Origin of the sequence: Burkholderia sp. PAMC 28687 (genome assembly GCF_001577465.1) — a bacterium.
Lineage (GTDB): Bacteria > Pseudomonadota > Gammaproteobacteria > Burkholderiales > Burkholderiaceae > Caballeronia.
Map to the genome: position 1 here is coordinate 2,800,309 of NZ_CP014505.1, position 13,852 is coordinate 2,814,160.

Consider the following 13,852-nt stretch of genomic DNA (forward strand, 5'->3'; position numbering starts at 1 on the left):
GCTACTTCGTCACTCCACCCGCCAGCGCGGCGCGGACCTTTTCGATCACCACATTCGCGGCGTCATCGACCGGCAACAACGTGGCTTCTGCGTCGCGTCGTGCCTGGTATTCGAGCTTGCCTTCCTTCAGCCCGCGATCGCCGATCACCAGCCGATGCGGCACGCCGATCAGCTCCCAATCCGCAAACATCACACCCGGCCGCTCGCCGCGATCGTCCAGGATCACGTCGATACCCGCCGCCTGCAGCGTTGCATACAGCTTGTCGGCCTGCTCGCGCACGACCTCGCTGCGGTCATAGCCCATGGGGCAGAGCACGACTTCGAACGGTGCGATCGATTCCGGCCAGATGATGCCCTTGGCATCGAAATTCTGTTCGATCGCCGCACCCAGAACCCGCGTGATGCCGATGCCGTAACAACCCATCAGCATCTTGGCCGGCTTGCCGTTTTCATCGAGGAACGTCGCGCCCATGGCGTCCGAATATTTCGTGCCGAGTTGGAACACGTGGCCCACTTCAATGCCGCGGCAGATTTCGAGCGCGCCCTTGCCGTCCGGTGAAGGATCGCCCGCCAGCACATTGCGGATGTCCGCCACGACCGGTTCCGGCAGATCGCGGCCCCAGTTCACGCCGGTGATGTGATAGTCCACCTCGTTCGCGCCGACCACGAAATCGCTCATGTTCGCGACCGTGCGGTCCGCGATCACCTTGACCGGCTTCTTCGTGTTGATCGGGCCGAGATAACCGGGCGGCGTGCCGAAGGTATCGATGATCTCGGCTTCCGTGGCGAACCGGTAACCCGACAAGCCCGGCAGCTTGCCCGTCTTGATGTCGTTGAGCGAATGGTCGCCGCGCAGCATCAGCAACCAGATGGTCGCTTCGCCGCCTTCGTTTTCAGTCGCGAGGATGATTGACTTTATGGTCCGTTGCAGCGGAATGTTCAGCAACTCGGCCACGGCCTCGCACTTCGCCTTGCCCGGTGTTGCAGTCTTCTTCATTTCTTCAGCCGGCGCCGCCCGCGTGGCGTTCAGCGGCAACGCCTCTGCCGCTTCGATGTTCGCCGCGTAATCCGATGCCGGGTTATACGCAATCGCGTCTTCCCCGGTGTCGGCGATCACGTGGAACTCATGCGACCCGCTGCCGCCAATCGATCCGTTATCTGCCGCGACCGCACGGAATTCCAGGCCGATGCGCGAGAACACCCGCACGTAGGCATCGAACATTTTCTTGTACGACTCAGCAAGACCCGCCTGGTCGCGATCAAACGAATACGCATCCTTCATGATGAATTCGCGGCCACGCATCACGCCGAAACGCGGGCGGATTTCATCGCGGAACTTCGTCTGGATCTGATAGAAGTTGACCGGCAATTGCCTGTAGCTCTTGATCTCGCGGCGCGCAATGTCCGTCACCACTTCTTCGTGGGTCGGACCGACCACGAAATCGCGGTCATGACGATCCTTGATACGCAGCAATTCCGGCCCGTATTGCTCCCAACGACCCGATTCCTGCCAAAGTTCGGCGGGCTGCACCGCGGGCATCAGCAATTCGAGCGCGCCAGCGCGATCCATTTCTTCGCGCACGATGGCTTCCACCTTGCGAATGGAACGCAGACCGATAGGCAGATAGCTGTAAATGCCGCCGGCGACACGGCGGATCATGCCTGCGCGAACCATGAGCTGATGGCTGACGATTTCTGCGTCGGTGGGGGCTTCTTTGAGGGTGGCGATAAAGAAACGGGATGCTTTCATTCAAAAATCTTCCAAAGCGGAGCGCGTCGATTGAATGGGCGGTGAGCGCCCAATCGTGCTGAACGTGCGGAACGAGTGAACGACGGGACAGCGATGCGGGGCGAAGACCAAAGCGCGCCCGCCTCAACGCCCACACGCAACGAACGCCGGATTCGGGTTCGTGCCGGTGCGCCAGGCCCGTTATCTGTTTATAATCAGAGCAATTTTAAAGGATTCGAAGGTGGTTGTATGCTGGATCGTGAAGGCTTTCGCCCGAACGTCGGCATCATCCTCTTGAACGCGCACAACGAAGTGTTTTGGGGCAAGCGGCTGCGTGAACATTCCTGGCAGTTTCCGCAAGGGGGCATCAAGTACGGCGAGACCCCTGTGCAAGCGATGTATCGGGAGTTACACGAAGAAACCGGTTTGCTGCCGGAACACGTCAAGGTCGTGGGTCGAACCCGCGACTGGCTGCGTTATGAGGTGCCGGACAAGTTCATCAAGCGCGAAGTGCGCGGTCATTATCGCGGACAAAAGCAGATTTGGTTTTTGTTACGCATGGTAGGCCGCGACTGTGACATTTGTTTGCGTGCGACTGATCATCCGGAATTCGATGCCTGGCGGTGGAACGAATATTGGGTCCCGCTCGACGCGGTGATCGAGTTCAAGCGTGATGTTTATCAGCTTGCGCTCACAGAACTTTCTCGCTTCCTGAGGCGCGCCGCCGTGCGTGCCGAGCGCGCGGAACATTTGGCGCGTCACGCGAATCGGTATCCGCGCGTGATTGGAAGCATGACCATGGAGGACGCGACCGTTTCTGCCAACGGTCAGGTCATTCAGGCAGAATGTTCAGTGACCGAAGAGCTGCATATCTACGCACAACGTCCTTCGCGGGATTAGGACGTGTGTCATCCAAAGCGGCGGCGCGGCAACGCGCGCCGCTTTTTTTCGTGCAGCGTTGGAGACGGGCCCCAGGCGTCGTGAGGCTCGAACCATTTGCAGTCGATTTGCAGTCGCTGCTGCATCAACCTCAGGGATTCAAGAATTGAAAGCCATTGCATTGTTTGCGGCATCCGCGGCAGCTCTTGTCGTGCTCGCCGGTTGCGGCAGCTCGAAGCCTTCAAACAAGGACGACAGCGCGTTTGTTTATTTGATGGACCGCAAGCCGAACTGGACAGAAAACAAGGTCGAGACCATCCCACCGTTGCCGCAAGACGCCAATCTGGTGCCGTTCACGGTTTCGCAGAACACACCGCTTAGTTTTTTCATCGATAAAAAATCGCTCAGCGTCGGCGATGACGGCGTGATTCGCTACACGGTCGTGGTGCAAAGTCCGGCCGGCGCGCGCAACGTGAACTACGAAGGGATCCGCTGCGACAACTTCAACTGGCGCCTCTACGCGAGCATCAACGAGGACCAGACAGGTTGGGATCGTGTGGTGGAACGGGACTTTGCGCGCATTGAAACCGGCGAGCTGAATTCATATCACTCGGCGCTGTATCAGGATTATTTCTGTGCAAACAAACTGCCGACGGGAACGGCACAGCAAATCTTGTCAAATATTCAGATGAAACGGACAGCGGTATCGAACTACCACTAAGCGTCGCGTTAAATGAAAAAGCCGCCAGTTGGCGGCTTTTTTCGTGGTCGACCGGTCAGGCAAGGACCAGATTGTCGCGATGAATGAGCTCCGGCTCCAGCATGTAGCCGAGCACCGTTTCGATCTCGCCGCTTGGTTTGCGCTGGATCAGCCGCGCCTCCGAGCTGCTGTAATTCGTAATGCCGCGCGCCACTTCGTGTCCGGCCGGATTCATGCACGCGATCACTTCGCCACGCGCGAACGCGCCGTGCACATCGATCACACCGATTGGCAGCAGGCTTTTGCCGCCCGCCGTGAGCTTCTCGACCGCGCCGTTGTCGATAACCACGTGTCCGCGCACCTGCAAGTGATCGGCCATCCATTGCTTTCGCGCCGCAATCCGCGCCGTCCGGGCAACGAGTTGCGTACCGATCATCTCGCCCGAAGCGAGTCGCGTCAGGACATCCGACTCCCGCCCGCTCGCAATCACGGTATTCGCGCCACTGTGCGCCGCGCGCTTTGCCGCAAGAATCTTGGTCAGCATGCCGCCGCGCCCGAGGCTAGACCCCGCGCCCCCGCCATGGCCTCGAGTTCCGGCGTGCCGGCATCGGCTTGTTCGACCAAAGTCGCCGATGGATCGTGACGCGGATCGGCGGTGAACAGACCGCGCTGATCGGTGAGGATGATCAGCGCGTCGCCTTCAATCAGATTTGCCACGAGCGCGCCGAGCGTGTCGTTGTCGCCGAATTTGATTTCGTCGGTGATGACGGTGTCATTTTCATTGATGATCGGCACGCAACCCAGGCGCAGCAAGGTCAGGAGCGTTGAGCGTGCGTTCAGATAACGTTCGCGATCGGCCAGATCGGCATGCGTGAGCAGAATTTGTGCGGTCCGGATGCCGTGCTTGCCGAAACTGCTTTCGTAGACCTGCGCCAGCCCCATTTGCCCGACTGCCGCGGCGGCCTGCAACTCGTCGATTTCACGCGGCCGCTTTGTCCAGCCCAGCCGATGAATCCCTTCGGCAATCGCGCCCGAACTGACCAGCACGACTTCCTTGCCCTGAGCGCGCAACGCTGCGATCTGCGCGGCCCAGCGCGCGATGGCTGCATGATCGAGCCCGCGGCCATCGTTTGTCACGAGGCTCGATCCCACTTTCACTACGAGTCGCTTCGAAGCGGCTATGACGGAACGCATCTGACGCATTTCTCCTCGATACACCACGAGCCTGGCTTTTCTTACGCTTCGTTTTCGTCTTCGTCTTCGTCGATTTCCGGCGCTGGCTGAGGCGCCGCGACTGCGGGCCCGTCGCGGAAACGCACGTCGGCGGCGAGGTCTTCGGCTTCCGCCGCACGCGATGCGTCCGAGTTCTTCGAGATGTAGTCGAAGATGGCGTACGTCAGGCCTTCGCAGCCCTGGCCGGTCAGCGCCGAGATTTCGAACACCGGACCGTCCCATTCATAACGCTTGATGAAGTCCGCCACGCGCGCCTTGCGCTCATCGTCCGGAACCATATCCAGCTTGTTGAGCACCAGCCAGCGTGGTTTTTCGTACAGCGCTTCGTCGTACTTGCGCAGTTCGTTGACGATCGCACGCGCCTCCTGAACCGGGTCGACGGCTTCGTCGAACGGGGCCAGATCCACGAGATGCAGCAGCACGCCCGTGCGCTGCAAATGCCGCAAGAACCGGTGGCCGAGCCCCGCGCCTTCCGCCGCACCTTCGATCAGGCCCGGAATGTCCGCGATCACAAAGCTCTTTTCCGGCCCGACGCGCACCACGCCGAGATTCGGCGCGAGCGTGGTGAACGGATAATCGGCGATTTTCGGCCGCGCATTCGACACGGATGAGATAAATGTCGACTTGCCGGCGTTCGGCATGCCGAGCAGACCGACGTCGGCAAGCACTTTCAGCTCGAGACGCAGCATGCGCCGGTCGCCGGGCTTGCCTTCAGTTTTCTGGCGCGGCGCGCGGTTCGTGCTCGACTTGAAATGCAGGTTGCCGAGACCGCCCGCGCCGCCATGCGCAATCAACACGCTCTGGTTGTGCTCGGTCAGATCGGCAATCAGCTCGCCCGTTTCCGTATCCGCGATGATCGTGCCGACCGGCATGCGCAGGATGATGTCGTCGCCGCCCTTGCCGTAACAGTCAGCGCCGCGGCCGTTTTCGCCGTTGCGCGCCTGGTGTTTCTTGGCGTAACGATAGTCGATCAGCGTGTTGATGTTGCGATCCGCGACCGCGTACACGCTGCCGCCCCGGCCGCCGTCGCCGCCGTCCGGTCCGCCGAACGGGACGAACTTCTCGCGCCGCATCGACGCGCTGCCATCCCCTCCGTCGCCGGCGATGACTTCAATTCTCGCTTCGTCAATGAACTTCATGAGTTGCTCCGTCCCGTGTTTCAGCGTGTTCCGCTATTTTGCCGCGACCAGCCGATGCCAGCCACTAGACCATTCGATATATGTCACTACTTGGCTGGTCGAAAAAATCAGCCAATAAAAAAAGCCCCGCGAACTTCGCGGGGCCTGTTCCGGTCCTGAAGCCCGTGCCTGAATCTTACTTAGGCAGCCGGGACGACGTTGACCAGATGCTTCTTTGCTGCGCCCTTCGTCGTGAACGTGACGTGGCCGTCCGTCAACGCGAACAAGGTGTGATCCTTGCCAATGCCGACGTTGTCGCCCGGGTGCATGCGCGTGCCGCGCTGGCGAACAATGATGCCGCCTGCGTTGATTGCCTGGCCGCCATAAACCTTCACGCCGAGGCGCTTTGATTCAGAGTCGCGACCATTGCGGGATGACCCGCCTGCTTTTTTGTGTGCCATTTGATAGCTCCTTGACCGTTTAGCTTATCGACTCGACGCTTAAGCAGCGTTGATGGCGTCGATACGCAGTTCGGTATAGTTCTGGCGATGGCCAGCGTGCTTTTGGTAGTGCTTCCGGCGACGCATCTTGAAGATCGTGACCTTCTTGTGACGACCTTGGGACACGACGGTACATGTGACGGAAGCCCCACTGACCAGCGGTGCACCGAACTGAATCGATTCACCTTCGCCTACTGCGAGAACCTGGTCGAGCGTGATTTCAGCGTCAATGTCTGCCGGTATCTGTTCTACTTTCAATTTTTCGCCGACAGCAACTTTATACTGCTTGCCACCGGTTTTTATGACCGCGTACATTGAGAACCTCACTCTGAATTCATTTTTCCGCACACCGTGCGCGAAAACGCGTGATTATACAGAGAGTTAGGCTCTCCGTCAAAACCCTTGTTCGTCGCGAAAATGCGCCGCCGCCGTGCCCGGACGGGGCGCGGGGGGATGCGAGGCACCCGAGGCGAACGCAATATTATCCTGATCATTACCGCGACATGCCGCACGTGAAGCGAGGCTGGATGGTCCAAGGCGTCTATTAGAGGCGTCGATCGGCCGATTCGCCTTATAATTCGCGGCACTACCCTAATTGCCGATCATGTCGTCCACAGCCACTTCCTCCCCAAACGCCGCCAACGTGCTCGAGCCTATCGCCGAGGACATGCAGCAGGTCAATCGCGTCATCCGGCAGCGCCTGGCATCCGAAGTGATGCTGATCAACCAGATTTCCGAGTACATCATCGGGGCCGGCGGCAAACGGCTTCGTCCCGCGCTGCTGCTTCTGGTGTCGGGCGCGCTCGGCGACAAGACCGGCCATCGGCACGAACTGGCCGCAGTCGTCGAGTTCATTCATACGGCGACCCTGCTGCACGATGACGTCGTCGACGAATCCGATCTCCGGCGCGGCCGCAAGACCGCGAACGCGATCTTCGGCAACGCGGCGAGCGTGCTGGTCGGCGATTTCCTGTATTCGCGTTCGTTCGAAATGATGGTCGGCGTGGGCAAGATGCGCGTGATGGAAATCCTGTCGGTTGCGACCAACGTGATCTCCGAAGGCGAAGTGCTGCAGTTGCTGAACATGCACGATCCGGATGTCGACGAAGCGCGCTACATGCAGGTGATCCGCTACAAGACGGCAAAGCTTTTCGAAGCGGCGGCGCAGCTCGGCGCAGTGCTCTCCGGATCGGATGCAAAGACGGAAGCCGCGGCGGCGGAATTCGGACGGCGCATCGGCACGGCATTCCAGATCATGGACGACTGGCTCGACTACACGGGCACGGCGGAATCCATGGGCAAGAACGCCGGCGACGATCTGCGCGAAGGCAAACCCACGTTGCCGCTCATCTATTTGATGGAGCACGGCACGGCGGAACAGGCGGCGTTGGCGCGCGAGGCTATCGAGCAAGGCGGGACCGACAAATTCGATACTATTTTCGAAGCCATCACCACGTCGGGCGCGCTCGATCACACGCTGAAATGTGCACGTCAGGAAGCGCAAGCGGCCGCGAATGCAATTTCTTCGTTTCCGGATTCCATTTTCAAAGAGAGCCTGCTAGAATTATGTTCTTACTCGACGGCGAGACAGTCCTGAAAAGGAAACGAACCGTCTCTGAGTAAATTTTCGGGGTGTAGCTTAGCCTGGTAGAGCGCTACGTTCGGGACGTAGAGGCCGGAGGTTCGAATCCTCTCACCCCGACCAGAATTCCCTTGTTAAACCAAGGCCAAAACCGCCCAGCTTGCTGGGCGGTTTTTTGTTTTGGGGCTGATTTTTGCGTGTGGTTATCGTGTAAATCGGTGTAGATCGCCGTGCCATCCCCTTCCTGCTTTTTCTGCCGGGTGCCTCATGGGTTTATCGAGCATTGCATCGCCGCCAATGTCCGTCGCACGACGTCTCGCCCTGACATTCGTGTTCCTCTGGTTTGCGATCGGCGGCGTCTGCCACTTTCTCCTCATGCCGTCGTTTGTGAAGATCGTGCCGCCGTTCGTGCCCGCGCCTATCCTGGCCGTGATCGTCAGCGGCGTGTTCGAATTGCTCGGCGCCGCCGGCATCACGATCAGACGCACACGCCGCATGGCGGGAATCGGGCTGACGCTTTTGACCATCGCGGTGACGCCGGCCAATGTCTTCATGCTCCAGCACGCCGAACTCTTTCCCGGCGTTCCCGTGTGGGCGCTCATCGCACGCCTGCCGCTTCAGCTCGCTTTGATCGCGTGTATCTTGTGGAGCACGCAGCGTACTAACTAAGTAACGGGTCTCGCCATGCTTCCTCTGAAATACCTGAGCGCGTACCCGGAAACGCTTCAGGACAAGGTCCGCAAACTGATCGCCGACGACAAGCTCGGCATGTACCTCGCTGATCGATATCCGCATCGGCATGCGGTGCAGTCCGACCGCGCGCTGTATGAATACACGACCGATCTGAAGCAGGAGTTTTTGCGCGTGGCGCCGGCCATCGACAAGGTCATGTACGACGCCAAGCTCGACGTGCTGCGGCACGCGCTCGGCCTGCATACGGCGATATCGCGTGTACAGGGCGGCAAGCTGAAGGCGAAGAAGGAGATCCGCGTGGCGTCGCTCTTCAAGGAAACGCCGCCGGAATTCCTGCGCATGATCGTCGTGCATGAACTCGCGCATCTGAAGGAAAGCGATCACAACAAGGCGTTTTACCGGCTGTGTGAATTCATGCAGCCGGGGTATCACCAGATTGAATTCGACCTGCGCGTGTACCTGACGCAGCGCGATCTCGCTCGCGATTCTTCCATCAAGTAGTTCTAATCTGCGGCCGCGTGCACGAGGGTTTCGCCCGGAATCGGTCGCGCCGGACGGATCAGCAACACGAGCGGCACGACCAGCAACGTTGCGACGAACATCAGCTTGAAGTCGTTCAGGTAGGCGATCATCTGCGCCTGCTGGTTGATCGACTGGTCCATCAGCGCGAGACTCATCTGCGACCCGGTTTCAAGCATGGGTTGCATCGATGGATTGAATACGTTCACGTTCGCCGCAAGATCCGCGTGCGCGACCTGCGTGTTGCGCGTCATCATGGTCTGCACAATCGAAATGCCGATACTGCTGCCAATGTTGCGCATCAGGCTGTAGGTCGCGGTGCCATCGGCGCGAAGCTCGGGCGTCAAGGTCGAGAACGTCAGCGCGCTCAGCGGCACGAATACGAAGCCCAGTCCAAAGCCCTGGATCACACCCGGCCAGACGATGTCGGACACCGACATCACCAGCGTGTATTGCATCATCTGCCATAACGCGAACGCCGATATCAGGAAGCCCGCGAGTAACAGAAGCCGTGCATCGGTGCGTCGCAGCATGCGGCCTGCGATCATCATGGCGAGCATCGTTCCGGCGCCGCTGGGCGCCGTGACAAGGCCGGTGGTTGCCACCGGATAGTTCATCAGGTTCTGCAACATCGGCGGCAGGAGCGCACGCGTCGCGTACATCACGGCGCCGATCACGAAGATGAAAAATACCCCGGTCGCGAAGTTCCTGTCCTTCAACAATTCATATTTGAAGAACGAACGTTTGCCGGCCGTCGCGGTATGCGCCAGGAAAAAGATGAAACTGAGCAAAGCCAGAATCGCTTCGATGCGGATCTCGAGCGAGCCGAACCAGTCGAGTTGCTCGCCGCGATCGAGCATCGCCTGGAATGCACCGATCGTGAGACCGAGCGTGGCGAAGCCGAAGGCATCGAATTTCACGCCATGCTTTGCGGCGCGCGCCGGCAGGAACGTCAGCACGCCAAACAGCGCAAACGCGCCGATGGGCACATTGATGAAAAACACCCAGCGCCAGTTGTAGCTGTCGGTAAGCCATCCGCCGAGCGTTGGCCCGAGGATCGGCCCGACCATCACGCCCATGCCCCAGACGGCCATCGCCTGGCCTTGCTTTTCGCGCGGGTTGATGTCGAGCAGGATGGATTGCGAAAGAGGTACGAGCGACGCGCCGAAAATTCCCTGCAGCAACCGCGACGCAACAATCTGCCCGAGTGATTCAGAAAGGCCGCAGAGCGCGGATGCAACTGTGAAACCGCCTATCGAGATGATGAGCAGGCGCTTCGTGCTCAGGCGGTCGGAAAGCCAGCCGGTGAGCGGAGTTGCGATGGCGGCAGCCACGATGTACGACGTCAGCACCCACGTGATCTCGTCCTGCGACGCCGACAGCGTGCCCTGCATGTGCGGCAACGCAACGTTGGCGATGGTGCTGTCGAGCGTCTGGATCAGCGTGGCAAGCATGATCGACACAGTCAGCATGGGCCGGTTGAGCGGCGCTTCGGCAGCGCTCAACGGGATTGATTCTGAGGACATTCAGGCGCTGGATCGTTGGATCAAATAGTAAGCATGCTTATTATAAACAGGCTATCGATTGTCACAACATGTCAATAACCGGGATAAACCCGTAAACCGCGGCCGGCCTTATCTGCCTGTAAATGCGCGCATCTTTCGTATAATCGGCGCATGGAAACGCACCTCGACAAGCGCTTTGGATTTCTGATTTCGGACGTGGGGCGCTTGTGCAGCAAGCGCTTCGACGAACTTGCGAAATCGTCCCTCGATCTCACGCGGGCGCAATGCCGCGCGCTCGCATATCTGTCGCACTTCGGCGATGTAAACCAGGCCCGCCTCGCCGACCTGCTGGAAGTCGCGCCCATATCGGCGGGCCGTTTGCTCGACCGGATGGAAGAAGGCGGCTGGATAGAACGCTTTTCAAACCCTGATGACCGCCGCGAGCGGACGGTGCGCATGACGGCCAAGGCCGAAGGCGCGCTTGGCCGAGCACGGCGAGTCGGGGACGCAGTTGCGACGGAAGCGCTGGCCGGCCTCGATGCGGACGAACGCGCGCTATTGATCTCCATGCTGCGCCGCGTGCGCCTGAATCTCAGCACGATCGTGGACGAATAGCGGAGAAGGCCCGACTCTTGCTGCAAGGCGTGGCGAATCCCGCATCGCTCTCCTTGGACTCGACATGCTCTTTCTTGTCATACCGCTTACGGTTTTGATCACGCTCATTGTCGTGGTGTTTCTGGCGAATTTCGTAAGCGGTGAGAAGAAGGTCGAGCACAACATCGACCGGCTCTATTCCAGCGACGACCCGCAGTTCATCCGCTCGATGAGCCTGCTGCTCGGGCCGCCGGTTACATCGGGGAACCGGTATCGCGTGCTGCTCAACGGCGACGAAATCTTTCCATCGATGCTCGACGGCATCCGCTCGGCCAAAGAAACCATCACGTTCGAAACGTTCATTTACTGGTCCGGCGAAATCGGGGAACAGTTTGCGGCGGCGTTATCGGAGAAAGCGCGTTCGGGCGTGGCCGTGCACGTGCTGCTCGACTGGGTCGGCTGCAAGAAAATGGACCACAAGTATCTGGAACAATTGCGCCAGGCCGGCGCCGAGGTCGTTCAGTATCACAAGCCGCACTGGACTGGACTCGGGCGCATGAACAACCGGACGCATCGGAAGTTGCTGATCATCGACGGGCGCGTGGGGTTCACCGGAGGCGTGGGGATCGCGGAAGAATGGACCGGCCACGCGCAGGACGAGAAGCACTGGCGCGACACGCATTTTCGCGTGGAAGGACCGGTGGTCGGGCACATGCAGGCCGTGTTCATGGACAACTGGATCAAGGTGACCGGCGACGTGCTGCACGGTCCGAAGTACTTTCCTGACGTCAAACCGTTGCCGGAGGGCGAAGCAAGCAACGGCGTCGCGCACATGTTCAGCAGCTCGCCGACGCACGGCGCCGACGACATGGAGCTGATGTACCTGATGGCGATCACGGCGGCGACTGGAAGCATCGATCTGGCGAGTGCGTACTTCGTCCCGGACGGCCTCGCGATCAACGCGCTGGTGGAAGCCGCGCGGCGCGGTGTGAAAGTGCGGATCGTGACGCCGGGAAAGCGTATCGATACCCACACGGTACGCGAAGCCTCGCGGGCGTGCTGGGGTGATCTGCTGGCGGCGGGCATCGAAATTCACGAATATCAGCCGACCATGTTCCACTGCAAATTGCTCGTGGTGGACGAGTTTTTGGTATCGGTGGGATCGACGAATTTCGACAGCCGTTCGTTCAAGCTCAACGACGAAGCCAACCTCAATATCTACGACCGCGAGTTCGCGCGGCAGCAAAGCGCGATCTTCGATGCGGATATCGAAAAGTCGCAGCTAGTCACATATCAAGACTGGCTCAATCGGCCCGCGATGGAAAAGCTGATCGAGAAGGCCGTGCCCTTGCTTGACTGGCAGCTTTAATCTACCGCTTTGCCTTGATCGCCTGATCGCCTATTACGCCGGCCTGCTGCAATTCACTGATCTGCGCATCGGTCATACCCAGCACCTCGCGCAGCACTGCGCTTGTGTGCTGACCGAGCATAGGCGGCGCCCGATTGTATTCAACCGGCGTAGCCGATAAACGCAGCGGACTCGCCACCGTCGGCGCCACGCCCGCAACCGGATGCGCAATCTCGCGCGCCGACTCGCGATACACCGCCTGTTCCGAACCGAACGCCTGCTCGATGTCGTTGATCGGTCCGCACGGCACGCCGCACGCTTCGAGCGCCGCGACCCATGCATCGCGCGTGCGGGTCATGAACACCGCGCCCAATTGCGGCAATAACTCCGCGCGGTTCACGCTGCGGCCGCTGTTGGTCGCAAAGCGCGAATCGATGGCAAGCTCCGGCACGTTCATCGCCGTGCAGAGTGCGCGAAACTGGCCATCGTTCCCGCACGCAACGATCACATGGCCGTCGCTCGCCGCGAACGTCTGATATGGCACGATGTTCGGGTGTGCGTTGCCCATGCGCTTTGGCGCGATGCCGGTGGTGAGGTAGTTCATCGACTGGTTGGCGAGCATGGCGAGCTGCGCGTCGAACAGCGAGATGTCGAGATGTTGCCCAAGGCCGCTTTTCTCGCGCTCCATCAAGGCCGCGAGAATGCCCGTGGTCGCGTACATGCCGGCCATCAGGTCGGTCACGGCCACGCCGACTTTCTCCGGACCACCGCCGGCCACGCTGTCGGGTTCACCGGTGATGCTCATCAGGCCGCCCATGCCCTGGATCAGGAAGTCGTATCCCGCGCGTTGCGACAACGGCCCGCTTTGACCGAAACCCGTCACCGAGCAATACACCAGCCGCGGGTTCAGCTCGGAAAGACTCACGTAATCCAGGCCATATTTCTTCAGCCCGCCGACCTTGAAGTTTTCGACGACCACATCGCAGGATTTCGCGAACTCACGGATGAGCGCCGCGCCTTCCGGCGAACTCATATCGATGGCGACCGACTGCTTGTTGCGATTCGCGCAGAGGAAATAGGCGCTCTCGGAGGTGTTGTTGCCGTCGGCATCGCGCAGGAACGGCGGGCCCCACATGCGGGTATCGTCGCCCGTACCCGGGCGTTCGATCTTGAACACTTCCGCGCCAAGATCCGCGAGATTTTGCGTGCACCACGGCCCGGCCAGCACGCGCGATAAATCCAGCACACGGATTCCGTCGAGTGGACGCTTTCTCGCCGCCGATGACTTCTTGCTGTCCTGCACCATTTCACCTCGTCTGTTTCAGGGTTACGGGGACGTGTCGATTGTAGCGACGTCCGTGATTCGGCTTTGGAATGGAGAAAACTCTGCCGCCCTTCGCAAATCGGACCAGAATATTCGCAGCCCGCCGGAATATTGCGCGGGTGATGTTC

The 13,852-nt window shown here is 60.0% G+C and carries 13 protein-coding genes, 1 tRNA gene and 1 pseudogene; 8 read left to right on the forward strand and 7 right to left on the reverse strand.

What is annotated here, in order from left to right; genetic code table 11:
• Position 1: 1 nt before the first annotated feature.
• A complete protein-coding gene (locus AX768_RS12965) occupies positions 2-1,750 on the reverse strand; it encodes a proline--tRNA ligase (protein WP_062000293.1) in 1,749 nt (582 codons plus the stop codon).
• A 228-nt stretch (positions 1,751-1,978) separates the two neighbouring features.
• On the opposite strand from AX768_RS12965, the gene AX768_RS12970 reads away from it, so the two are divergent.
• Positions 1,979-2,629 (forward strand): RNA pyrophosphohydrolase, encoded by a 651-nt coding sequence (locus AX768_RS12970; protein ID WP_062000294.1) that lies wholly within the window; start codon positions 1,979-1,981, stop codon positions 2,627-2,629.
• Positions 2,630-2,774: 145 nt separating this feature from the next.
• Positions 2,775-3,329 carry a CNP1-like family protein gene (locus tag AX768_RS12975; protein WP_062000295.1) on the forward strand — a complete coding sequence of 185 codons (555 nt, stop codon included), beginning with the start codon at positions 2,775-2,777 and terminating at the stop codon, positions 3,327-3,329.
• A gap of 55 nt (positions 3,330-3,384) precedes the next feature.
• Here the strand turns inward: AX768_RS12975 and proB are convergent.
• The 4 genes and pseudogenes from proB to rplU form a co-directional block, all read right to left on the reverse strand.
• Positions 3,385-4,502 (reverse strand): annotated as a pseudogene (gene proB, locus AX768_RS12980) (glutamate 5-kinase).
• A 41-nt stretch (positions 4,503-4,543) separates the two neighbouring features.
• Positions 4,544-5,680: an Obg family GTPase CgtA gene (cgtA, locus tag AX768_RS12985; protein WP_062000296.1), complete on the reverse strand. Its 1,137-nt coding sequence runs from the start codon at positions 5,678-5,680 to the stop codon at positions 4,544-4,546.
• 179 nt (positions 5,681-5,859) lie between these two features.
• Positions 5,860-6,120: a 50S ribosomal protein L27 gene (rpmA, locus tag AX768_RS12990; protein WP_056354760.1), complete on the reverse strand. Its 261-nt coding sequence runs from the start codon at positions 6,118-6,120 to the stop codon at positions 5,860-5,862.
• A gap of 39 nt (positions 6,121-6,159) precedes the next feature.
• Positions 6,160-6,474 carry a 50S ribosomal protein L21 gene (rplU, locus tag AX768_RS12995; RefSeq protein WP_056354755.1) on the reverse strand — a complete coding sequence of 105 codons (315 nt, stop codon included), beginning with the start codon at positions 6,472-6,474 and terminating at the stop codon, positions 6,160-6,162.
• A 289-nt stretch (positions 6,475-6,763) separates the two neighbouring features.
• Between rplU and AX768_RS13000 the strand changes: the two genes are divergently transcribed.
• The 4 genes from AX768_RS13000 to AX768_RS13015 all read left to right on the forward strand — a co-directional run bounded on the left by AX768_RS13000 (position 6,764) and on the right by AX768_RS13015 (position 8,935).
• Positions 6,764-7,756, forward strand: a complete 993-nt coding sequence (locus tag AX768_RS13000; protein ID WP_062000297.1) for a polyprenyl synthetase family protein — start codon at positions 6,764-6,766, stop codon at positions 7,754-7,756.
• 31 nt (positions 7,757-7,787) lie between these two features.
• A tRNA-Pro gene (locus AX768_RS13005) sits at positions 7,788-7,864 on the forward strand.
• A gap of 144 nt (positions 7,865-8,008) precedes the next feature.
• Complete coding sequence (locus AX768_RS13010; protein ID WP_231941275.1) at positions 8,009-8,410, forward strand: DoxX family protein; 402 nt, start codon at positions 8,009-8,011, stop codon at positions 8,408-8,410.
• A 15-nt stretch (positions 8,411-8,425) separates the two neighbouring features.
• Entirely contained in the window at positions 8,426-8,935 is a 510-nt protein-coding gene (locus AX768_RS13015) for a M48 metallopeptidase family protein (RefSeq protein ID WP_062000298.1), read from the forward strand.
• Between the two features lie 2 nt (positions 8,936-8,937).
• Here AX768_RS13015 and AX768_RS13020 read toward each other — a convergent pair whose 3' ends face one another.
• Positions 8,938-10,479, reverse strand: coding sequence for a DHA2 family efflux MFS transporter permease subunit (locus AX768_RS13020; RefSeq protein WP_062000299.1), 1,542 nt, complete (start codon positions 10,477-10,479; stop codon positions 8,938-8,940).
• A gap of 150 nt (positions 10,480-10,629) precedes the next feature.
• Between AX768_RS13020 and AX768_RS13025 the strand changes: the two genes are divergently transcribed.
• Both AX768_RS13025 and cls read left to right on the forward strand, forming a co-directional pair.
• Positions 10,630-11,073 carry a MarR family winged helix-turn-helix transcriptional regulator gene (locus AX768_RS13025; protein WP_062000300.1) on the forward strand — a complete coding sequence of 148 codons (444 nt, stop codon included), beginning with the start codon at positions 10,630-10,632 and terminating at the stop codon, positions 11,071-11,073.
• A 64-nt stretch (positions 11,074-11,137) separates the two neighbouring features.
• On the forward strand, positions 11,138-12,421 hold the full coding sequence (gene cls, locus AX768_RS13030) for a cardiolipin synthase (protein ID WP_062000301.1): 1,284 nt from the start codon (positions 11,138-11,140) through the stop codon (positions 12,419-12,421).
• Between the two features lies 1 nt (position 12,422).
• Here the strand turns inward: cls and AX768_RS13035 are convergent, their stop codons facing one another.
• Positions 12,423-13,706, reverse strand: coding sequence for a CaiB/BaiF CoA transferase family protein (locus AX768_RS13035; protein ID WP_062000302.1), 1,284 nt, complete (start codon positions 13,704-13,706; stop codon positions 12,423-12,425).
• Positions 13,707-13,852: the final 146 nt, after the last annotated feature.